Origin of the sequence: Micromonospora sp. NPDC049240 (genome assembly GCF_040647835.1) — a bacterium.
Classification (GTDB): Bacteria; Actinomycetota; Actinomycetes; order Mycobacteriales; family Micromonosporaceae; genus Micromonospora.
In genome coordinates, this window is sequence record NZ_JBEZCX010000006.1 from 17,878 (window position 1) to 38,754 (window position 20,877).

General features: G+C 71.8%; 18 protein-coding genes and 1 pseudogene. 11 read left to right on the plus strand and 8 right to left on the minus strand.

What is annotated here, in order from left to right:
* Nucleotides 1–9: 9 nt before the first annotated feature.
* The gene (locus AB0B02_RS10615) at nt 10–705 is read right to left on the minus strand and encodes a FadR/GntR family transcriptional regulator (protein WP_281942200.1); all 696 of its coding nucleotides are present in this window, start codon (nt 703–705) and stop codon (nt 10–12) included.
* 157 nt (nt 706–862) lie between these two features.
* Here AB0B02_RS10615 and AB0B02_RS10620 point away from each other — a divergent pair, with 157 nt between their 5' ends.
* From AB0B02_RS10620 to AB0B02_RS10635, 4 genes are read left to right on the plus strand one after another with little or no spacing between them, the layout of a single operon-like run.
* On the plus strand, nt 863–1,807 hold the full coding sequence (locus tag AB0B02_RS10620) for an aldo/keto reductase (protein WP_357299140.1): 945 nt from the start codon (nt 863–865) through the stop codon (nt 1,805–1,807).
* 1 nt (nt 1,808) lies between these two features.
* Entirely contained in the window at nt 1,809–2,144 is a 336-nt protein-coding gene (locus tag AB0B02_RS10625; protein WP_357299144.1) for an L-rhamnose mutarotase, read from the plus strand.
* On the plus strand, nt 2,141–3,166 hold the full coding sequence (locus AB0B02_RS10630; protein WP_281942206.1) for an alcohol dehydrogenase catalytic domain-containing protein: 1,026 nt from the start codon (nt 2,141–2,143) through the stop codon (nt 3,164–3,166). Before AB0B02_RS10625 ends, AB0B02_RS10630 begins: the two co-directional genes overlap by 4 nt.
* On the plus strand, nt 3,163–3,924 hold the full coding sequence (locus AB0B02_RS10635) for an SDR family oxidoreductase (protein WP_357299149.1): 762 nt from the start codon (nt 3,163–3,165) through the stop codon (nt 3,922–3,924). The genes AB0B02_RS10630 and AB0B02_RS10635 overlap by 4 nt, the downstream gene beginning before the upstream one ends.
* 83 nt (nt 3,925–4,007) lie before the next feature.
* Here AB0B02_RS10635 and AB0B02_RS10640 read toward each other — a convergent pair whose 3' ends face one another.
* Both AB0B02_RS10640 and AB0B02_RS10645 read right to left on the minus strand, forming a co-directional pair.
* Nucleotides 4,008–5,657, minus strand: a complete 1,650-nt coding sequence (locus AB0B02_RS10640) for an RICIN domain-containing protein (RefSeq protein WP_357299152.1) — start codon at nt 5,655–5,657, stop codon at nt 4,008–4,010.
* Between the two features lie 104 nt (nt 5,658–5,761).
* Entirely contained in the window at nt 5,762–7,837 is a 2,076-nt protein-coding gene (locus AB0B02_RS10645) for a family 43 glycosylhydrolase (RefSeq protein WP_281942213.1), read from the minus strand.
* A 310-nt stretch (nt 7,838–8,147) separates the two neighbouring features.
* On the opposite strand from AB0B02_RS10645, the gene AB0B02_RS10650 reads away from it, so the two are divergent.
* Together AB0B02_RS10650 and AB0B02_RS10655 are read left to right on the plus strand one after the other, a co-directional pair.
* Nucleotides 8,148–8,627, plus strand: coding sequence for a hypothetical protein (locus AB0B02_RS10650; protein ID WP_357299155.1), 480 nt, complete (start codon nt 8,148–8,150; stop codon nt 8,625–8,627).
* 497 nt (nt 8,628–9,124) lie between these two features.
* Nucleotides 9,125–9,916: pseudogene (locus tag AB0B02_RS10655) on the plus strand (MFS transporter); the annotation flags it as partial.
* A 56-nt stretch (nt 9,917–9,972) separates the two neighbouring features.
* Here the strand turns inward: AB0B02_RS10655 and AB0B02_RS10660 are convergent.
* Nucleotides 9,973–12,174, minus strand: a complete 2,202-nt coding sequence (locus tag AB0B02_RS10660) for a carbohydrate-binding module family 20 domain-containing protein (protein WP_357299158.1) — start codon at nt 12,172–12,174, stop codon at nt 9,973–9,975.
* A gap of 301 nt (nt 12,175–12,475) precedes the next feature.
* Here AB0B02_RS10660 and AB0B02_RS10665 point away from each other — a divergent pair, with 301 nt between their 5' ends.
* Nucleotides 12,476–13,303, plus strand: coding sequence for a hypothetical protein (locus AB0B02_RS10665; RefSeq protein ID WP_357299162.1), 828 nt, complete (start codon nt 12,476–12,478; stop codon nt 13,301–13,303).
* A 108-nt stretch (nt 13,304–13,411) separates the two neighbouring features.
* Nucleotides 13,412–13,975, plus strand: a complete 564-nt coding sequence (locus AB0B02_RS10670) for a GNAT family N-acetyltransferase (protein ID WP_357299165.1) — start codon at nt 13,412–13,414, stop codon at nt 13,973–13,975.
* Between the two features lie 77 nt (nt 13,976–14,052).
* Here AB0B02_RS10670 and katG read toward each other — a convergent pair whose 3' ends face one another.
* The 3 genes from katG to AB0B02_RS10685 all read right to left on the minus strand — a co-directional run bounded on the left by katG (nt 14,053) and on the right by AB0B02_RS10685 (nt 17,919).
* Entirely contained in the window at nt 14,053–16,329 is a 2,277-nt protein-coding gene (katG, locus tag AB0B02_RS10675) for a catalase/peroxidase HPI (protein WP_357299169.1), read from the minus strand.
* A 43-nt stretch (nt 16,330–16,372) separates the two neighbouring features.
* Nucleotides 16,373–16,801 carry a Fur family transcriptional regulator gene (locus AB0B02_RS10680; RefSeq protein ID WP_357299172.1) on the minus strand — a complete coding sequence of 143 codons (429 nt, stop codon included), beginning with the start codon at nt 16,799–16,801 and terminating at the stop codon, nt 16,373–16,375.
* A gap of 119 nt (nt 16,802–16,920) precedes the next feature.
* Nucleotides 16,921–17,919 (minus strand): glycoside hydrolase family 11 protein, encoded by a 999-nt coding sequence (locus AB0B02_RS10685; RefSeq protein ID WP_281942231.1) that lies wholly within the window; start codon nt 17,917–17,919, stop codon nt 16,921–16,923.
* A gap of 384 nt (nt 17,920–18,303) precedes the next feature.
* On the opposite strand from AB0B02_RS10685, the gene AB0B02_RS10690 reads away from it, so the two are divergent.
* Together AB0B02_RS10690 and AB0B02_RS10695 are read left to right on the plus strand one after the other, a co-directional pair.
* Nucleotides 18,304–18,702, plus strand: a complete 399-nt coding sequence (locus AB0B02_RS10690; RefSeq protein ID WP_357299177.1) for a metalloregulator ArsR/SmtB family transcription factor — start codon at nt 18,304–18,306, stop codon at nt 18,700–18,702.
* A 3-nt stretch (nt 18,703–18,705) separates the two neighbouring features.
* Nucleotides 18,706–19,173, plus strand: coding sequence for an SRPBCC domain-containing protein (locus AB0B02_RS10695; protein WP_357299181.1), 468 nt, complete (start codon nt 18,706–18,708; stop codon nt 19,171–19,173).
* Nucleotides 19,174–19,191: 18 nt separating this feature from the next.
* Here the strand turns inward: AB0B02_RS10695 and AB0B02_RS10700 are convergent, their stop codons facing one another.
* The gene (locus AB0B02_RS10700) at nt 19,192–20,055 is read right to left on the minus strand and encodes an NmrA family NAD(P)-binding protein (RefSeq protein ID WP_281942238.1); all 864 of its coding nucleotides are present in this window, start codon (nt 20,053–20,055) and stop codon (nt 19,192–19,194) included.
* Between the two features lie 85 nt (nt 20,056–20,140).
* On the opposite strand from AB0B02_RS10700, the gene AB0B02_RS10705 reads away from it, so the two are divergent.
* The gene (locus AB0B02_RS10705) at nt 20,141–20,863 is read left to right on the plus strand and encodes a TetR/AcrR family transcriptional regulator (RefSeq protein ID WP_281942240.1); all 723 of its coding nucleotides are present in this window, start codon (nt 20,141–20,143) and stop codon (nt 20,861–20,863) included.
* Nucleotides 20,864–20,877: the final 14 nt, after the last annotated feature.

Sequence of the window (20,877 nt, forward strand, 5' to 3'; positions counted from 1 at the left end):
GCCGGCCGGTCAGGCGTCCCCCGCCTGGGCGGCGAGCACGGTCCGCAACCACGCCTCGGAGGTGTTGACATGCATCAGCGCGGTGGCCTGGGCGAGCAACTGGTCGCGCGACCGCAGGGCGAGGTAGATCGCCTGGTGTTCGTCGATCGTCTTGTGTGCCGCGTTGGCCTCGATCAGCCCGCGCCAGACCCGGGCCCGCAGCGTACGGCCGGAGAGCCCGTCGAGCAGCGAGGTGAGCGTCTCGTTGCCGGTGGTCGCGACCACGGTGTGGTGGAAGGCGGTGTCGAACTGGATGAGCTTCTCGGCGTCGTCGGCGGCGGCCCGCATGTCCTGCAGGATCCGGTCGAGTTCCGCCAGCTCGGTGTCGGTCATCCGCAACGCGGCGAGGCCGGTGGCCACCGGCTCCAGCATCCGGCGGACCTCCATCACCTCCAGCAGCGTGTCGTCGCGCAGCAACTCCACCGCGACGCCGAGACCCTCCAGCAGCAGCCGCGGGGCGAGGCTGGTCACGTAGGTGCCGTCACCGCGACGCACGTCGAGCACCCGGGCCGACTCGAGCACCTTGACCGCCTCCCGCACCCCGCTGCGCGACAGGCCCATCTGCGCGGCGAGCTGCGGCTCCGGTGGCAGCCGCGCGCCCGGCGGCAGCTCACCGCTGGAGATCATGCCGCGGATCCGCGCGATCGCGTCGTCGGTCAGTGCCATTGCCGCCCCCTTCGGGCCGGCCCACCGGGTGCCCTGGAAGTGGCTCCGTCGCCTGCGGTGGGCAGCAGCCGTTCCCACCACTATAGATTCATCCGACGTCTGCCCGACTCCGGCCGTCGTCGCCAGCCCCGCCGTCCGCGGAAAGGGTCCTGACGCCATGCGATACCGTCCGCTGGGCCGCACCGGCCTGACCGTGTCGATGCTCGGGTACGGCGCCTCCCCCCTCGGCGGCGTCTTCGGCCGGATCGACGAACGGGCCGGCATCGAGGCCGTGCGCGCCACGCTGGAACTCGGCGTGAACATCATCGACGTCTCGCCCTACTACGGCGCCACCACCGCGGAGACGGTGCTCGGACGCGCCCTGCGTGGCGTCGACCGGGCCAGCTACGTCCTGGCCACCAAGGTCGGCCGGTACGGCGAGGCGGCGTTCGACTTCTCCGCGGCCCGCACGGTCCGCAGCGTCGAGGAGAGCCTGGCCCGCCTCGGCACCGACCACCTGGACCTGGTCCAGTGTCACGACATCGAGTTCGGCGACCTCGACCAGATCATCGGCGAGACGTTGCCCGCGCTGGCCCGCCTGCGCGAGGCGGGGAAGGTCCGCTTCATCGGCGTGACCGGCTATCCCCTGGCCGCGTTGCGCCGGGTCGCGGCGGCGGTCCCGCTGGACACCGTGCTGTCGTACTGCCGCTACACCCTGCTGGACCGCGCGCTGGCCACGGCCGAGCCGGAGTTCACCGCCCGGGGCACCGCGGTGCTGAACGCCTCCCCGCTGGCCATGGGGCTGCTCTCCCGGCGCGGCGCACCCGACTGGCATCCGGCCCCGCCGGATCTCCGCCGGGCCGCGACCGCCGTGGCCGACCTGTGCGCGCGACGTGGCGTCGACATCGCCCGGGTCGCGCTCGGCTTCGCCGCCGCGCCGACGCGGTTCGCCACCACGTTCGTCGGTTCCGCCGACGCCGCGGACATGGCCCGCAACGTGCGCTGGGCCCTGTCCGAGCCCGATCCCGACCTGCTCGACGACATCGAGAAGCTGCTGACGCCGGTACGTGACCTCGCCTGGCCCAGCGGCCGACCGGAGAACACCCCTATCGGAGAGGCATGAGGTGCGACGTTACGGCTGTGTGATCCGGCTGCGGCCGGACCACCGGGAAACCTACCTACGGCTGCACGCCGCCGTCTGGCCCGGCGTCGAGCGGACGCTGGGGGCGGCGCGCATCCGCAACTACAGCATCTTCCTGCACGGGGACCTGCTGTTCGGCTACTACGAGTACGTCGGCGACGACCACGACGCGGACCAGCGTCGGATCGCCGCCGATCCGCAGACCCAGGCGTGGTGGCGGCTGACCGACCCCTGCCAGGAATCGCTCGCCGAGCCCGGCTCCGGCCACTGGTGGGCACCGATGCACGAGGTTTGGCACCTGACCGAGGAGGCTTGGTGAACCGCAGCGCGCACTACGTCGGCGACCGGAGGTTCGTCGTCGAGGACACCCGGGAGGTGCCACCCGGCCCCGGCGAGGTACGCATCGCGGTGACGTACACCGGCATCTGCGGCACGGACCTGCACGTCGCGCACGGCGCGATGGATCACCGGGTCCACGTGCCGGCGGTGATCGGGCACGAGATGTCCGGTCGCGTCGCGGAGATCGGCCCGGGCGTCACCGACCGGCGGGTGGGCGAGCCGGTGACGGTGATGCCGCTGGACTGGTGCGGTCGGTGCCCCGCCTGCCGGGCCGGCCACCAGCACATCTGTCACCGGCTGAACTTCGTCGGCATCGACTCCCCCGGCGCGATGCAGCGCTCCTGGACGGTGCCGGCCCGGATCGTGGTGCCGCTGCCGGACGACCTGCCACTGGCCGAGGCTGCCCTGGTCGAGCCCACCGCGGTGGCCGTGCACGACGTGCGGCGTTCCCGCCTGACGGCGGGCGAACACGCGGTGGTCATCGGCGCGGGTCCGGTCGGTCTGCTCATCGGCGCGGTCGCCCGGGCGGCCGGCGCCACGGTGACCGTGCTGGAGATCGATCCGCGACGCCGCGCGCTCGCTGTCGACCTCGGCCTGTCCGCCGTGGACCCGGTGGCGGCGGACCCGGTGGGACTCGTCCAGGAGGCGACCGAGGGCGCCGGCGCCGACGTGGTCTTCGAGGCGTCCGGGTCGGCAACCGGGGTACGCCTCGCGACCGACCTGCTCGCCGTGCGCGGGCGGCTGGTGGTGGTGGCGATCCATCCCACGCCGCGGGAGGTGGACCTGCACCGAATCTTCTGGCGCGAGCTGGAGGTGATCGGGGTACGGGTCTACCAGCGGGAGGACTACGCCGAGGCGGTGCGCCTGGTGCACCGCCGGGAGGTGCCCGCGGCGCGGCTCATCTCCCGGATCGTGCCGCTTGACGACGTGACCGAGGCGTTCCGGGCGCTCGCCGCCGGCGGCGACGTGAAGGTGCTGGTGGACTGTGGAGGTGGGGTGTGAACCCGTTCGACCTGAACGGCCGGCTCGCCGTGGTCACCGGCTGCCGGCGCGGGATCGGCCTGGCGATGGCGGAGGCGCTGGCGGCGGCGGGCGCGGACGTGATCGGCGTCAGCGCCGCCCTGGAGGAGACCGGCAGCGAGGTCGAGGCGCGGGTGACCGCGCACGGCCGCTCGTTCGTGCCACACCGGTGCGACCTGGCCGACCGGGCCGCCGTGCACGCGCTCGCCGGGTGGCTGGGCCGGCGGGAACGGCCGGTGGACATCCTGGTCAACAACGCCGGCACGATCCGCCGCGCCCCGGCCGTCGCGCACCCGGACGAGGACTGGGACCAGGTGCTGGAGGTCGATCTCACCGCCCCGTTCGTCCTCGCCCGCGAGGTCGGTCGGGACATGGTCCGGCGCGGCTCCGGCAAGATCATATTTACCGCCTCGATGCTGAGTTTCCAGGGCGGCGTGACCGTGCCGTCCTACGCGGCGGCGAAGTCGGGGATCGCCGGGCTGACCCGGGCGCTGGCCAACGAGTGGGCACGCCACGGCGTCAACGTCAACGCGATCGCGCCCGGCTACATCGCCACCGACAACACCCAGGCGTTGCGGGACCAGCCGGAACGCGACCGGGCGATCGTGGAGCGCATCCCGGCCGGACGCTGGGGCCGGCCCGAGGATCTCGCCGGGGCCACCGTGTTCCTGGCCTCGGCGGCTGCCGCGTACGTGCACGGCACGGTGCTCGCGGTCGACGGGGGCTGGCTCGCCCGCTGACTCCCCCGGCACGCGGCCGTCTCACGACGACGCGCCCCGGCCGGACCTGGTGGACCCGGCCGGGGCGACGTCGGGTGGACGTACTAGCGCACCGTCCATCGCTGGTTGGCGGCGGCGGTGCAGGTCCACTGGATCACGGTGGTGCCGTTGGCGGTGGCGGCGCCGTTGACGTCCAGGCAGAGGCCGGACTGCTGGTTGCGGATGGTGCCGTCGCTGTTACGGGTCCACCGCTGGTTGGCGCCGCCGTTGCAGTCCCAGATCTGCGCCTTCGTGCCCGCGCCGGCGTTGGCCGGCGAATCCAGACACTTGCCCAGCGCCTGGATCGCGTCCCCGCTGAACGTCCACCGCTGGTTGGCGGCGCCGTTGCAGTCCCAGATCACCGGCTGGGTGCCGTTGGCGGTGTTGCTCTGCGGCACGTCCAGGCAGCGGCCGGAGGCGGCGCTGACGAGCGCCCCGCCGGTGGTCGGGGGCGGGGTGCCGGTGCCGCCGCCGCTGACCCGGTAGACGACCGTGCCGTGCCCCGGAACGGTGGCCGAGATGGCGCCGGAGGTGGTGCTGGTCGCGTTGGTCCACGCGTCCAGCAGGGTGAACGACGTGCCGGTCTTGCCGATGGCGGCGGCGGTCGTGGAGATCGTCGTGCTGGCGCTGCCCTGGTTGAACAGGGCGACCGCGACGTCACCGTTGGCCAACCGCTTGGCCAGCACCCGCCGGGTCCCGTCGAACGACACCTGACCCGCCTGCAACGCCAGCGGGTCCTGACTGATCCCGATCAGGTTCGCGTTCTTCAGGATCGTCTGCGTGGCCGCGGTCATGTTGCGCAGGTCGTTGCCCGCGATCAACGGCGACGCCATCACCGCCCACAACGCGAAGTGACTGCGCATCTCCGTGTCGGTCATCCCACCCCGACCGACCTCCAACATGTCCATGTCGTTGAACGCACCCGGCTTCGCCCGCCCCGCCAGCGGCACCGTCACGTCGACGATGTTCTGGATGCCCATCGGGTAGCCGTTGGTCTGACCGGTGTTCCACGCGTTGGTGATGTCCTCCGTGGTCCGCCACATGTTCGCCACGTCACCCCAGTCCCGCTGCGGACCGGTCTTGGAGTGGATGCTGTTCGAGTTGATGCTGTAGACGATCGGCCGGCCGGTGGCGGCGAGGGCGTCGCGCATGATGTTGAACACGCGTACCTGGTCGTCGATCGTGCCGCTCGGCGAGCACCAGTCGTACTTGAGGTAGTCCACCCCCCAGGCCGCGAACTGACGGGCGTCCTGGGCCTCGTGCCCCTGGGCCCCGGTCGAGCCGGGATAACTGTTGAAGTACTGCGCGCACGTCTCGGTCAGCGGCCCCTGGTAGATGCCGAACTTCAACCCCCGGCCATGGATGTAGTCACCGAGGGCCTTCATCCCCGACGGGAACCGACTCGGGTCACCCTGGAGGTTCCCCGCCGAGTCCCGGTTCTGGTTCATCCAACAGTCGTCGACGACGACGTACTGGTAGCCGGCGTCCCGCATCCCGGAACTGACCATCGCGTCGGTCATCTGCCGGATCAACGTCTCGTTGATGTTGCAACCGAACGTGTTCCAGCTGTTCCAACCCATCGGCGGCGTACGCGCCGCGCCGTTCTCCAGCGCCGAGGCCGTGGACGGGCGCAGGCCGACCAGGGCGCCGGCCAGCAGCAGTCCGGCCGCCAGGACGGCGGTGGCCCGGCGGCGGGCCGAGCTGAGGTGTCTCATCGGTCATCCTCTCCGCGACGGTGGTACGCCCGCCGCAGGCGTTTTCCGGTGGTGGTCAGGGCAACGCGCGGGCCGGGCGCCGATACGCGCCCGGCCCGCGCCTGTCACGGGGTGGTCAGGTCGAACCGGCGGACGGTGGCCGCGCCGCCGAGCGCCTGGGTCGCGTAGTTGAAGATTCCGAAGCGGTAGCCCATGAAGAACTGCCAGGCGTTGTTCAACGTCAGCGCGTTGCCCAGCGGGACGAAGTTCGTCCCGTCGGTGCTGTAGGAGAAGGTCGCCTGCCGCCCGCTGCCCGGTCTGATGTCGGCCTTGGCCCGCAGCCAGATCCGACCACCGCTGACCGCCGCGCCGGCGATCTCGGTGCCGGTGTTCGTGGTGCGCCAACCGCTGTCCATGGTCAGGTTGTTGGTCATCACCACCCTTGTCGCGCCGTTGTCCCGGCGTACGCCGATCCAGGCCGACGAGTCCCGCAGCATGGCCAGCCCGGTGCGGTCGCCGTCGCGCATCGTCGAGTAGTCCAGTTCGACGGTCGCCGTCGACGTCGGTCCCTGGATCCGCCGCGTCACCGTGTTGCGCGCGCTGTAGAGGTCGTTGGTGACGGTCGCCGTCTGCAGCCGGAGCCCGTCACCGACCGACCACCTGGTGTTGTCCGGGTTGTGGTTCCACTCCCACTGGTGGCTCAGCGTGGTGCCGGTGAACGTGTCCGCGCCGGTCATCGGTTGCACCGGGCGGGTCGGCAGCGGCGACGGGTAGGAGCTGCCCCAACCGCCGTTGACGGTCTGGATCTGGGGCCAGCCGTCGCTGGTCCAGGTGATCGGGGCGAGGGCGGGCACGCGACCACCGGGGTACGCGTCCACGAACGCCATGTAGTACCACTGGCCGTTCTGCGTCTGCACCAGGCCGCCCTGGTGCGGCACGCCGCCGCCGGCGATCGGGCCGGGCATGTTGAGCAGCACCTGCCGCGTCTCGTACGGCCCCCAGGGGCTGGTGGAGCGCAGGATGTACTGACCGTTGGCGGGCCGGGTGACGAAGATGTAGTAGTAGCCGTTGCGCTTGTAGAAGCGGGAGCCCTCCAGCGTGCCGATGGACGAGGGCGTGGTGTAGACCTGCTGTGTGCGCACCTGGCTCAGGCCGTCCGCGGACAGTTGCGCGACGCTCAGGGTGCTGTTGCCGTAGGCGACGTACATGGTGTCGTTGTCGTCGATGAGCAGGCCCGCGTCGTAGTAGCAGTTGTTGATCTCGGAGCGCTTCTGCCAGGTGCCGCTGACCGAGGTCGAGGTGTACACGTACGACTTGTTGAAGTCGATGCACCCGATCCAGTAGAACGTGCCGTTGCTGCTGCGGTAGTTCAACGTCGAGGCCCAGATGCCGTTGACGTACGCGCGGGCGCCGTTGAGGTCGTACTTGGTGCCGAAGTCCAGCCGGGGCACCGAGTGCCCGGCGATCTCCCAGTTGACCAGGTCGTAGGAGCGCAGCACCGGCGCGCCCGGCGAGTAGTGCATGGTCGACGAGGACATGTAGTAGGTGTCGCCGACGCGGATGATGTCGACGTCGGCGAAGTCCTGCCAGACCACCGGGTTGGTGTACGTCGACCCGCCCGGGGTGCCGCTGTCGCCGAGCTTGACCAACTGCCACTGCTGGTTGTTGCCGCCCCAGTCGCTGTACTGCACCACGTTCGCGCCGTCCGCGGTCGAGGCGTTCTGCACCTCGACCGCCTTGCTGGAGTGCCGGGCGATCAGCCGCACGTAGCCGCCGGCGGAGTCGGCGAGCCGGAACTGCTGGTTGGTGGCGTTGTTGTCCGACCACTGGACGATGCCGGCGCCGTCGGCGGTCGAGACGCCGGAGACGTCCAGCACCTTGCCCGAGTGACGCGAGCGCAGCCGGTAGTAGCCGCCGCCGGAGTCGACGAACTGCCACTGCTGCCAGGCGCCGTCGTTGCGGGACCACTGGGTGATCCGGGCCCCGTCGTTCGTCGCCTGGTTGTACACGTCGAGCGCCTTGCCGCTGTTGCGGTTGACCAGCACGTACCACGCGTTGGTGTCGACGGTCGCCGCCGACGCGCCGGACGGCGTCACCGCGACGATGCCGGCGCCGAGCAGCACCGCCAGCGTCGCGGCCACGACGCGCGACCACCGGCCGCCACGTCCCACCCGGGCCGCGAGTCTATCGATTCGCACCATGCTCCTCCTTCGTTCGGGCCGGCGCGCGGTGCGAGGACGACGGGCAGCTCAGTCTGTTAGCGCTAACATGCGAGCTGCCACGCGAGAGGGGTGCGCGCCCGGGCCGGGCAGGCATTCCGGACCGCCGACGATGCGCCACGATTCCGGAGATGCACACATCGACTGTGAGCGATAACACGGTGGACGTCAAGTCGTCACAATCATCGATGCCGCCGCGTGGGCGAATGCGTGGTCGGTCGCCGCGGACCGGCAGGACCCCACGGTCCCGGGGCGGCCCGTCGGCGGGGATATGTCAATGTAATGTTGACAGATGAATCAGGAGCTGGCGCGCCTGTCCGAGATCGGTGCCGCCCGGGCCCGGTTGGACGAGCGGGAGTTGGAGCTGATCGACCGGGCCCGGCACGACGGCGCGACCTGGGCCGAGATCGCCGACGCGTTGGGGTTGAGCAGCCGGCAGGCCGCCGAGCAACGCCGGCAACGGCTCGTGGCGGCCCGCCGGTCCCGACTCGGACGGCTCGACCGGGCCTGGTCGGCCGAGGTGGTGGCCCTGCGGGCCGCCGTCGCCGAGCTGCACCGCTGGATCGCGGCGGACCGGGCGTGGGACAGCCGGTTCCGCCGCGCCGCGCTGGTGCGCGACACCACCGCGTCCGCCCTCGACGCCGAGCCGGGGCCGTTGTACGCGCTGGCCGCGTACCTCATGGCGGACCTGGCCGGCGTCGGACCGCGACTGCCCGCGCCGGCCCGCAGCGCGGCGGACCGCATCACCGCCGCACTGTCAACGAAGAATTGACGTCGCCGGACAGTATTGCCGCTGCCCCACTCAAGAAATCAGGATGTGAGTCCTCCCCGCTCAACGTTGGAGGGCTCATGCGCCGCAACGCCGCGCTGTTCGTGGCCATCTCGCTGCTGTCCGGGCTCGGTGGCAGCGCCATGGCCCTGGTCGCCGGCATCTGGGTGCTGGACCTCACCGGCTCCACCGGGCCGGCCGCGCTCGCCGGGCTCTGCGTGTACGTGCCGGTGCTGGCCGGACCGTGGCTCGGCGGGCTGCTGGACCGGGCGCCCCGGCGACCGCTTGTCATCGGCGTCAACCTGGCGCTGGCCGCGGCCCTGCTCTGCCTGCTCGCGGTGCGCGGACCGGACCAGACCTGGCTGATCTTCGTGGTCGCCGCCGCCTACGGGGTCAGCTACGTGCTGATCGACGCCGGCGAGACGGCGCTGCTGCCGGCGGCGCTGTCCCCGGCGCAGCTCGCCGACGTCAACGGCTGGCGGTCCAGCGCCCAGGAGGGCATGAAGCTGGTGGCGCCGCTGGCCGGCGCGGGACTCTACGCGTGGCGGGGCGGCTACCCGGTGGCCGTGCTCAGCGCCGCCGCGCCGGTGCTCGTCGCGCTCCTCTACGCCGCGTTGCGGTTACCCGCCACCGGCGGCGTCCCGGCCACCGCCGACCCGCCGACGTCGCCGCCCGATCCGGCGGCGGGACGCCCGCCCGGCCTGCGGGCCGGGCTCGCCGCCCTCCTCGGCCGGCGCGCGGTGCGCGTACCGGTGACGCTCGCCGCCGTGTCGATCGCGATGTCCGGCTTCACCACCGCCGCGCTCTACACCGTGGTGACCACGGATCTGGCCCTGCCGTCGACGTTCCTCGGCGTGCTGGCCAGCGCGCAGGGCGGCGGGTCGGTGCTCGCCGGCCTGGCCGTGGGGCGACTCGTCGACAGGTGGGGTGCGGTCGCGGTCGGCGTCGCCGGCACCGCGCTGTTCGCCGCCGGCTGCCTGGGTCGGTGCCTGCCCTGGTCGCCGGTGACCGTCGCCGCCTCGGCGGTGATCGGCGTCGGTCTGCCGTGGACGCTCGTCGCCGCCGTCACCGCGGTCCAGACGCACACGCCGCCGGCGCTGCTCGGCCGAATCTCCGGCACCGCGAACACGCTGATCTTCGGGCCGATCACGCTGGCCATCCCGCTCGGCTCGGCGGCCGTACGCCTCGGTGGCCGGCCGCCACTCGTCGTCGCCGCCGTGACGTGCCTGGCCGTGGCGCTGCTGGCGGTCGCCGGAGGCGGGCGGCGAGCCCACGCGCCTGACCGTTCCCGCCGGCCCGGTCGGTGGGCGCGGCCCGTCCCCGAGGTGCGGGGACGGGCCGCGCACGGTCAGCGCCAGGTGTCGGTGGCGGTGCGGGTGCCGCCGGCCGGCGTCGTGAAGCTCCGGTTCGCACCGGACTCCCAGGTCACCGAGCCGTCCGGGTTCTTCTTGACGTACTTGTACTCGACCGCGGTGTTCGGCGGCAGGTCGACAGTGGCCCGCCAGACCGGGTAGGTGGCCGGGGAGAGCGCGACCGCGTTCGCCGGGTTCCACCCGCCCAGCGCCGCCACGTTGCCGACCACGAACACGTTCTGGCCGTAGGCCGTGGTCGCGGTGACCGCGAACGAGGTGGCCACCGCCGTCGAGACGGTGTCGCCGCGGAACGTCTCGGTCACCGCGTACGTGCCGGCGGCCGGCGTGGTGAAGCTCCGGTTCGCGCCGGTCTCCCAGGTCACCGCGCCGGCGGCGGTCACCTTGACGAACTTGTACTCCACCGCGGTCGACCGGGGCAGGTCGACGGTCGCACGGTAGGTGCCGCCGCCCTGCGCGGTGAGCCGGACGCCGTTGGCCGGCGCCCACGACCCCAGCTCGGGGACGCTGCCGACGACGTACACGTCCTGGCCGGCGCTCGGGGTCGCGCTCACGGTGAACGTGGTGGCGACCCGGTCGGTGGGGCTGGTGGTCGGGCTGGCCGTCGGCGACGCCGTCGGCGACACGGTCGGGGAGGCGGTCGGCGACGGGCTCGTCCCGGGCCGCGCGCCGACGTGGACCGCGACCGCGCCGTTGGCCGGGACGGTCACGGTGGCCCGGCCGCCGGAGACGGTCACCGTGGCGCCGGTGCAGCCGGCGGCGGTGGCGCCGCCCGCGATGACGTCGCAGTACCGCCCGTCGGCCAGGCCGGTGGTGAACGTGGCGGTGGTGGCGGCGCCGGAGTCGTTGATGCCGATCCACGCCCGGTCGCCCCGGTGGAAGCCGATCACGTTGCTGTTCACGGTGGTGAAGTCCGAGACCGTCTTCACCGGGCGGGCCGCGTTGGCCCAGCCGACCATGCCCTTGATGCCGATGCTGCGGGTCAGGCAGTTCCAGGCCGCGCCGCAGACCGTGTCGGTGACGCGCCCGGTACCGTCGCTCGGCGGCGACTGGTTCCGGTTGGACCAGGTGAAGCTGTCGTAGACCGACGGCTTGCCGTGCGGGTACGCCAGCGCGAAGTAGTTGGCGAGCACGTAGTCGCTGCCGTTCGGGTACGACAGCACCACCCCGTCGCGCTCCAGGTCGTGATTGGTGACCATGGCGAAGACGTTGGCGCTGGGCGCGTCGAGGTTCCAGTTCGGCACGTTGGCCAGCGAGGAAATGGAACCCAGGAACGCCGAGCGAATGCCCTTGGCGTACCCGAAGTCGAGGACGTCGCCGTTGCCGATGAACGCCCGGGCCTGCAACGCCGGGTTGCTGGCGCCGTCGAAGATCTCCTGCGCGACGTACGGACGGCGACCCTCCGCCACGGTGTTGTCCAGCTTGCCGAGGATCGCGGCGAAGTCGTCCTTCCTGACGTGCTTGACCGCGTCCACCCGGAAGCCGTCGACGCCGAGGCCGATCAGGTCGTTCAGGTAGCCGGCGATCTTGCTGCGGACCGCGTCCTTCTCGGTGTAGAGGTCCGACAGGGACAGCAGTTCACAGCTCGTCACCTGGGACTCGTTGTTCCAGTCGCTGATGCCGCCGGAGGTCGGGCAGTTGTCCCCCGGCCGGTGGAAGTCCCCGCTGCCGTAGGGCACCGCCGGATAGCTGTAGCCGCTGAACTCGGTGCCGGCGTACCCGCGCGTGCCGACCGGGTTGTTGGTCCCGGCCATGTGGTTGACCACCGCGTCCACGTAGACCCGGACGCCGGCGGCGTGGCAGGCGGTGACCATGGCGGCGAACTGCTGCCGGTTGCCGAACCGGCTGTCCAGCTTGTACGACACCGGCTGGTACACCTCGTACCAGGGGTGCGCGCCGTCCGGACTGGTCGGCAGGCTGACCGACTCCTGCGGCGGGGCCACCTGCACCGCGCCGTAGCCGGCGGGGCCGAGGTGGTCGGTGCAGGCGGCGGCGACCGAGGGCCAGTTCCATTCCCAGAGGTTGGCGGTCACCTCGCTGTCGTTGAGGACGGTGGCGGCGCGGGCGGGGGTGGCGGTGGTGGCAGCGGTGACGACCGCCGTCCCGCCGGTCGCGACGAGCGCGGCGGCGAGCAACAGGCGAGCGACGCGACCACGCGGGTGTGGCCTGGGGGATTCCATGGCAGGGGTACCTCTTCCGGGGTGCTCGAAAGGGTGCGCGGGGGGCGGACGGCCATCCGGGTAGCGAACACCATGCGGGATTCATGAAAGTCTTTGCAATACCTTGCGGCAAACTTTTCGAAACCGGTCCGCAACGTTGATCGCCCGATAGCACCGATGAGCAGTCCAAACGCGCCCCGGCGCGCCCCGTGGCCGGATGGCAAGAATTCCAACGCTGTGGGACCGCCGGCACGACGCGGTTGACCGGGGCCGGCATGATCGGGGCAGCCGCACCACCTCCCGGACCCCGAAGGGACCCGTCATGGCACACGCCCCGACCACGCCCGCCCGCGGACCGGCCCGGCGGCTGCTGCCCGCGCTGGCGGGGCTCGCGCTGCTGGCCGCGGCCACCGGCTGCGGCGGCGCGACCGAGCCGGTGAGCGGCCCGACGAGCACCGGCTCGGCCAGCGCCTCCGCGCCGACGAGCCCGTCGACCGGCCCGAGCCAGGGCGGCGGCGCGACAGTGGACGGACGCACCGTCCCCGCGGTGGCACCCGGACTCGGCTTTCCCGACGGCAGCAAGGTCGACACCGTGTTCGGCGACCCGTCCTCGGCGACCGTGATCCTGACCGCTCCCCCGCCGGAGCAGGTGCTCACCCACTACCGTCAGGCCGGTCCGGCGGCCGGGTACCCGGTGGGCACCGACACCGCCGGGACGCTGCACCTCGCCGGACGCGGCTGGACCGTCGCGGTCATCACCAGCTCCCGGGACACCACCGTCACCTTCGCCCGCGCGCAACCGGCCGGGACGACCGCGCCGCCGCCGCAGGACGACACCGAGGTCGCGCTGACCGGCCGGGACCTGGGCGTGACGAACCTGCCGTTCAACTTCCGCTTCCCGCCGGGCAGCCGGCTGCGCGACCTCTCCGACACCACCGCCGGCGCGCGGCTCACCCTGGTCGAGCCCGCGCCGGAGCGGGTGCTCGCGTTCTACCGCGACCACCTGCCCCGGGGCTTCTTCGACGTCACAAGCGACCGCACCGTCGACGGGACCACCACCATCACGTTCGACAAGGACGACGGCGAGTGGACCGGCACCATCGAGGCGACCGACGACCTGGTCACCGTCACCACCGTGCACCACCGGTAGCCCGGATCCGCCGGGCGCCGACCACGTTGAGCGCCACGCCCCACAGCAACGCCGCGGTCGCCGGGAAAAGCTCTGGGCAGCCCGACATGCTTCCCGCATGATCGGCTCGTGGAGACCTACCTGGAGACCGAACGCCTGCTGCTGCGCCGGTTCACCGCCGACGACGCGGACCTGCTGATCGAGTTGGACAGCGACCCGGCGGTGATGCGCCATCTGACCGGTGGCAGGCCGACCCCGCCGGAGACCATCCGCGAGCGCTACCTGCCGAACGTCCTGGCCGGCTACCAGAAGTGGGACGGCGACCTCGGGGTGTTCGCCGCACACGAGAAGGACGGCGGCGCGTTCGTCGGCTGGTTCATCCTGCGTCCGGCGCCCCAGGGCCCGCTCGACGACGTGGAACTCGGCTACCGGCTGCGGCGGGCGGCCTGGGGCAACGGCTACGCCACCGAGGGCTCACGGGCGCTGCTGGGCAAGGCGTTCACGGAGCTCGGGGTGCGCCGGGTCTGGGCGGACACGATGGCGGTCAACCAGGGTTCGCGCCGCATCATGGAGAAGCTCGGCATGACACTCGTGCGGAGCTTCCCCACCCCCGCCGACATCGGGGTGATCGAGGGCGCCGAGCACGGCGGCGTGGTCTACGAGATCACCAGGGAACGGTGGGAGCGGCAGTAGCCGCCTGCCGGCCGGAAGACCGGACGAGCCCCGGCCGATCCGTGACGGATCGACCGGGGCTCGCCGGTGCGCGCGGATCAGGCCAGGTCGAACCGGTCCAGCTCCATCACCTTGGTCCAGGCGGCGACGAAGTCGGTCACGAACTTCTCGCGGGCGTCCTCGCTGGCGTAGACCTCGGCCAGCGCCCGGAGCTGCGAGTTCGAGCCGAAGACGAGGTCGACCGCGGTGGCGGTCCACTTCACCTGGTCGGTCGCCACGTCCCGGATCTCGTACACGTGCTCCTCGGACTCCGACGCCTTCCACCGGGTGCCCGGGGAGAGCAGGTTGGCGAAGAAGTCGTTGGTGAGCACACCCGGCCGGTCGGTGAGCACACCGTGCGCCGCGCCACCCACGTTGTTGCCGAGGGCGCGCAGGCCGCCGACGAGGACGGTCATCTCCGGCGCGGTCAGGCTGAGCATGTACGCGCGGTCGACGAGCAGCACCTCCGGCTCGGTCTTCTCGCCCGGCCGCAGGTAGTTGCGGAACCCGTCGGCACGCGGCTCCATCACCCGGAACGACTCGACGTCGGTCTGCTCCTGGGTGGCGTCGGTGCGACCCGGGTGGAACGGCACCGTCACCTCGACGCCGGCGTCCCGCGCCGCCTTCTCGACCGCGGCCGAGCCGGCCAGCACGATCAGGTCCGCGAGCGAGATCTGGGCGCCGCCGGCGGCGTTGAACTCCCGCTGGATGCCCTCCAGGGTCGCCAGCACGGTCGCGAGCTGCTCGGGCTGGTTGACCTCCCAGTTGCGCTGCGGCTCCAGCCGGATCCGCGCGCCGTTGGCCCCACCGCGCTTGTCGGTCGAGCGGTAGCTCGCGGCCGAGGCCCAGGCGGTGGAGACGAGCTGCGCGGTGGTCAGGCCGGAGTCGAGCACCTTGGCCTTCAGCGCGGCGACGTCGGCGTCACCGACCAGCTCGTGCTCGGCAGCCGGCACCGGGTCCTGCCAGAGCTGGGCCTCCGGCACCCACGGACCGAGGAAGCGGCTGACCGGGCCCATGTCGCGGTGCAGCAGCTTGTACCAGGCCTTGGCGAACGCCAGCGCGAACTCGTCCGGGTGCTCCAGGAAGCGGCGCGAGATCTTCTCGTACGCCGGGTCGACGCGCAGCGACAGGTCGGTCGTCAGCATCGTCGGCTTGTGCTTCCGGGCCGGGTCGTGGGCGTCCGGGATGATCTCCTCGGCGTCCTTGGCGACCCACTGCTTCGCCCCGCCCGGGCTGGTGGTGAGCTCCCACTCGTAGCCGAACAGGATCTCGAAGAAGCGGTTGCTCCACTCGGTCGGCCGGTCGGTCCACGTCACCTCGAGGCCGCTGGTGATGGTGTCCCCGCCCTTGCCGCTGCCGTACGTGCTCAGCCAGCCCAGGCCCTGGTTCTCCAGCGGGGCGCCCTCGGGCTCCGGACCGACGTGGTCGTCGGCGACGCCGGCGCCGTGGGTCTTGCCGAACGTGTGGCCACCGGCGATGAGCGCGACGGTCTCCTCGTCGTTCATCGCCATCCGGCGGAACGTCTCGCGGATGAAGTGCGCCGCCGCGGCCGGGTCCGCGTTGCCGCGGGGACCCTCCGGGTTGACGTAGATGAGGCCCATCTCGGTCGCGCCGACGCCGGCCGCCATCTCCTTCTCGGAGGCGTAGCGCTCGTCACCGAGCCAGGTGTCCTCCGGGCCCCAGAAGATCTCCTCGGGCTCCCAGACGTCCTCGCGGCCGAAGCCGAAGCCGAACGTCTTGAAGCCCATCGACTCCAGAGCCACGTTGCCGGCCAGCACCAGCAGGTCGGCCCAGGAGATCTTCTGGCCGTACTTCTGCTTGACCGGCCAGAGCAGCCGGCGGGCCTTGTCCAGGTTGGCGTTGTCCGGCCAGCTGTTCAGCGGGGCGAACCGCTGACCGCCGTCGCCGGCGCCACCACGGCCGTCCTCGATACGGTAGGTGCCCGCCGCGTGCCAGCTCATCCGGATCATCAGGCCGCCGTAGTGGCCGAAGTCGGCCGGCCACCACTCCTGCGAGGTGGTGAGCACCTGGGTGATGTCCCGCTTGAGGGCCTCGACGTCGAGCTTGGCGAACTCCTTGGCGTAGCTGAAGTCGGCCCCCAGCGGGTTGCCCTTCTCCGAGTGGGCGTGCAGCACCGACAGGTCGAGCTGGTTGGGCCACCAGTCCCGGTTGGTGCGCGGGCGACCGCCGGTCTTCGGGGTCGGCGAGTCGATCGCCGGGTTCTCGCTCTCGCTGCCGTGCGCGGTCACGGAGTCGTGCGCGACCGGGCAGCCGGCCGCCTCCTTGGCGTCCACGCCCTGGGCGCTGACGGGCCCGTTGTCCTGGGTCTCGCTCATCTGTTTCCTTCCGAACTGGCGGATCACTGGCCGAACTGGCGGATCACTGGGCGGTGCGGGCGGTCGCGCAGCCGGGGCAGGTGCCCCAGTAGACGACCTCCGCCTCGTCGACCACGAAGCCGTGGTCGTCGGAGGCGGTGAGGCAGGGGGCATGACCGACGGCGCACTCCACGTCGGCGATCGTGCCGCACGAGCGGCAGACGACGTGGTGGTGGTTGTCCCCCACCCGCGACTCGTAGCGGGCGACGGCGCCGGCCGGCTGGATGCGCCGCACCAGACCGGCGTCGGTGAGCGCGCGGAGCACGTCGTAGACGGCCTGGTGGGAGACGGTCGGCTGGTCCGCCCGGACCAGCGCGATCACGGTGTCGGTGTCGACGTGCGGATGGTCCCGCAGCGCGGCGAGCACCGCCAGGCGGGGCCGGGTCACGCGCAACGAGACCGCCCGCAACTGGGTCTCGAAGTCGGACGTCATGCCCGCAACCCTAGTCCAGTCTTCTGGAATGAATCAAGTTTCCGCCCCGGTGTGTCGGCCTGAACACGCGACGACGGGGGCGCCGCGTTCGCGGCGCCCCCGTCGGGCGGGAGATCGGCTCAGGCGGCCGAGCAACTCGCCGTCGGCGTGTTGCTGTTGCCGTTCTTGTAGAGCGTGATGCCGAAGTTGTTGCCGTTGCCGTTCGGGCGCGCGGTGAGCGTACCGCTGGTGCCGCTCACCGACGCGTTCCAGCTGTTCTGGAGCGTCTGACCACCCTGGGTCTGGATGTTGACCGTCCAGTTGCTGCTACCGCTGACCGAGAACGTCACATTGAACCGGTCGCTCCAATCCTCGGCCCGGCTGACGCTGACCGTGCAACCGCCGTTGTTCGGCGGCGGGGTGGTCGGGTTGGTGCTGGTGCCACCGATCGTGATGTTGGAGTTGCCGCTGCTCTGGTAGCCCTCGGTGGCCAGGATCTGGTAGTCGTGGCTGCCCAGGTTCATGCCGGAGCGGGCCCAGGCGTCGAAGTGGTTGCCGGCGGTGATCGTGCCACCGACCCGCTTCGACTGCCGCACGCTCCAGTACTGGTAGAACGTCCGGGTGCCCTCGATCGAGGGCGCGTTGACGCGCTGGGTCCGGTAGATGTCGTACGTGCCGCCGTCCGAGGTCACCGTGCCCATGAAGCCGCTGCCCGGCGGGCGCCAACTGCCCCAACTGTCGACGATGTAGTACTCGACGAGCGGGTTGCGGGTCCACCCGTAGAGGGTGAGGTACGCGTTGCCGGACGGGTTGAAGCTGCCGGAGTAGCTGACCGTCCGGCGCCCGCCGGGGTTCCAGCCCTTCCCGGCGACGAAGTTGTTGATGCCGCTCCACTGGGTGCTGTACTGGCCACCGTTCCCCATGGTCATGGAGACGTTGCCGCTGTCCTTCCAGAACGAGTAGAAGTAGCCGTTGTTCGTGCCGGTGGAGTTCGACGTGACGGTCTGGTCGGCGTAGGCGGGGCCGGACAGGACCGCGGTGGCCCCGGCGGTGGCGAGCGCCACGGCGCAGGCGCCGCCGAGGAGCATCCTGAGGCGTCCGCGCCTGCGGCTGCCCGAGCGGACGGGGGCTTCGTTCATGGGCGTGTTCCCTCCCTGTGGTGGCGGGCACGCGGCCGGCGGGTGGCAGCACCACCGCCGACCGACGGACATCGACCGCCATCGAGGCGAGTCGATGGCCACAGTATTGGAGCCACCCTTCACAGTGTCAACAACTTCCGGAAACATCATGGAAATCGACGCTGGCGTACGGCGCCCCGCCACAACCCCATAGAAGCTGCTCAGCGGCACTTTGAAGCGCTTCGACAACCAGCGCGACGCAACTCGATCCACCCCCCACGGGACATCGCCGGGAACCGAGAGCCGAAAGTTTCGGAGACTTTCCGGACCAGCGTGCCCCAGGCCGCCGACCACCCCACCGCCCCGACATTGAACCGATCAGTTCAGTGTCGTAAGGTGAACCTCGTGGTTCAGCAAGAGACGCTCAACCGGGTGTTCGCCAGCCTGGCCGACCCCACGCGGCGCGACATCCTCGTCCGGCTCGGCGCGGGCCCGGCCACCATCAGCGAACTCACCGAACCGACCGGGATGAGCCTCACCGGCATGAAGAAGCACGTCCAGGCGCTGGAGAACGCCGGGCTCGTGGTGACCCGGAAGGTCGGCCGATCCCGGCAGTGCCGGCTCGCCGACGCCCCACTGGACGACGCGATGGCCTGGCTCGCCTTCTACCAGCGGCTCTGGGCGCGTCGCCTGGACGGCCTCGACGCCTACCTCACGCTCCGGTCCGAACCGAGCAGCCGGTCCGAACCCGAGCAGCCGGCCCGACACGACCAGCCGGACCCGACCCGACCCGAAGGACCGTGACAGATGACGATCGACCTGACCGTGACCCGACAGCTCCCCGCCTCCCCGGAGGAGGTCTTCGACGCCTACACCGACGCCGAGAAGCAGAGGACCTGGTTCGGCATCCTGGACACCGAGCCCGGCATCGTCGAGATCGAGGTCGACCTCCGGGTCGGCGGCAGGCAGACCGCGGTGTGGGGCCCCTCCCCGGACACGCTGTTCCGCGAGACGCAGACCTTCCTGGAGATCGACCGGCCGCGCCGGTTGGTCACCGAGTCCACCGGGAGCAGCCCCGACGGCGCCACCATGACCACCCGCATCGAGGTGACGTTCGAGGAGAAGGACGGCGGCACCCTGATGACCGTGGTGCAGTCCGGCTTCCCCACGCCGGAGCTGCGCGACTTCTTCGCCGGAGAGGCGTGGACCGGCGCGTTCGACCGTATCGAGTCGTACCTGGCGCGCGGGCGGGGACACACCGCCTCGCGCGGCTGACCGCCGGCGGGGCGGCGGTCAGGAGTCGGACCCGGCCGCCGCCCGCAGGGCGTCCCGCGCGCCGCGGGGTTCACGGCCGAGGAGTTCGCCGAGCAGCGGGTCGACACCGGCGAAGAAGCCGTCCCGCGCGGCCCGGTAGAAGCCCAGCAGGAAACGCGTCCGTTGCTCCGGCACTCCGGCGGCGACCTGCGCGGCGATCCACTCCGCCTCGTCCGTCGGTCGGCACCGGATGGTCCGCCCCGACAACTCGGACGCGATCTCGGCGATCTCGACGAAGGTCGGGGCCGCGGAGGCGGTCAGGGTCGTCGGGCCGTCGTACCCACCGTCGGAGGCGAGGATCGTCGCGGCGGCCTCGGCGGCGTCCTCGCGGGCGGTCCAGGACACCGGCCCGTCACCGGGTACGGCGATCACGCCGGTCTCGCGCCAGGGGCCGGCGAACCACGGGAGGCTGTGGGCGTAGAACCCGTTGCGCAGCGAGGTCCAGGCGATCCCGGAGGCCGCCAGGAGCCGCTCGGTGGCGAAGTGGCTCCGTCCGGGGGCGAACGGGTTGTCCGGCGCGGCGGCCTGGTGGCTGGTGTAGACGATCCGCTTCACCCCGGCGGCTACCGCGGCGTCGACCGCCGCGCGGTGCAGGGCGGTCACGTCCTCGACCGGGTCGTTGGAGGAGACGAGCAACAACTGGTCGGCGCCGGCGAACGCGGTCGGCAGGGAGGCGGGATCGGCGTAGTCGCCACGCCGGACCTCGACGCCACGCCGCGCGAAGCGCTCCGCCTTCGCGGCGTCGCGCACGGCGACCACGATCTCGCTCGCGGGCAGGCGGTCGAGCAGGTGGTCCACGGTGGCGCCGTTGAGGGCGCCGGTCGCCCCGGTGACAACAATCATTGATTCGCCTTTCGCGTTACCAATGGAAACACGACCACGGTAGCCGCCTGGATCGCCGATAGCAAGTTGGTGTTATCGTTGATTCATGAGCGATGGCGTCAAGAATCGGGCGGACACCCGGGCGGCGATCGTCGACGCCGCCGCGTGGCTGTTGCACAGCGGCGGGCCCGGCGCCGTGACGACCCGGGGCGTCGCGGAGCGGGCCGGCGTGCAGGCCCCGACCATCTACCGCCTGTTCGGCGACAAGGACGGCCTGCTGGAGGCGGTCGCCGAGCGGGTACTGGCCACGTTCGTCGCGGACAAGGCCGTCGCCGTGGCGGCGGCCACGGCGGCGGACGCCGACCCCCTCGACGACCTGCGGGCGAGTTGGCGCCGACAGATCGAGTTCGGGCTCGGCAACCCGGCCGTGTTCCGCCTGCTGAACGACCCGGAACGCGTGGCCGGCTCACCGGCCGCCCGCCTGGGCAGGCAGATCCTCCAGACACGTGTGCACCGACTGGCGGCGGTCGGCCGGCTCCGGGTCCCCGAGCCGCACGCGGTCGACCTCATCCACGCCGCGGGTGTCGGCACGATCCAGACACTGCTCGCGACTCCGCCGGAGCAGCGGGATCCCGCCCTGGCCGACGCGATGATCGACGCCGTCCTGGGCCGGATCCTGACCGATGCCCCGGCCGAGGCGCCGGACGGCTCCCGCGCCACGGCCGTCGCCCTGCGGGCCCTCGCGCCGCACCTGCCGATGTTCAGCGACGCCGAGCGCCACCTGCTGGTGGAGTGGCTCGACCGCATCACGACGGCGGCCGGGAGGTAGCGCGCGTACCCCGC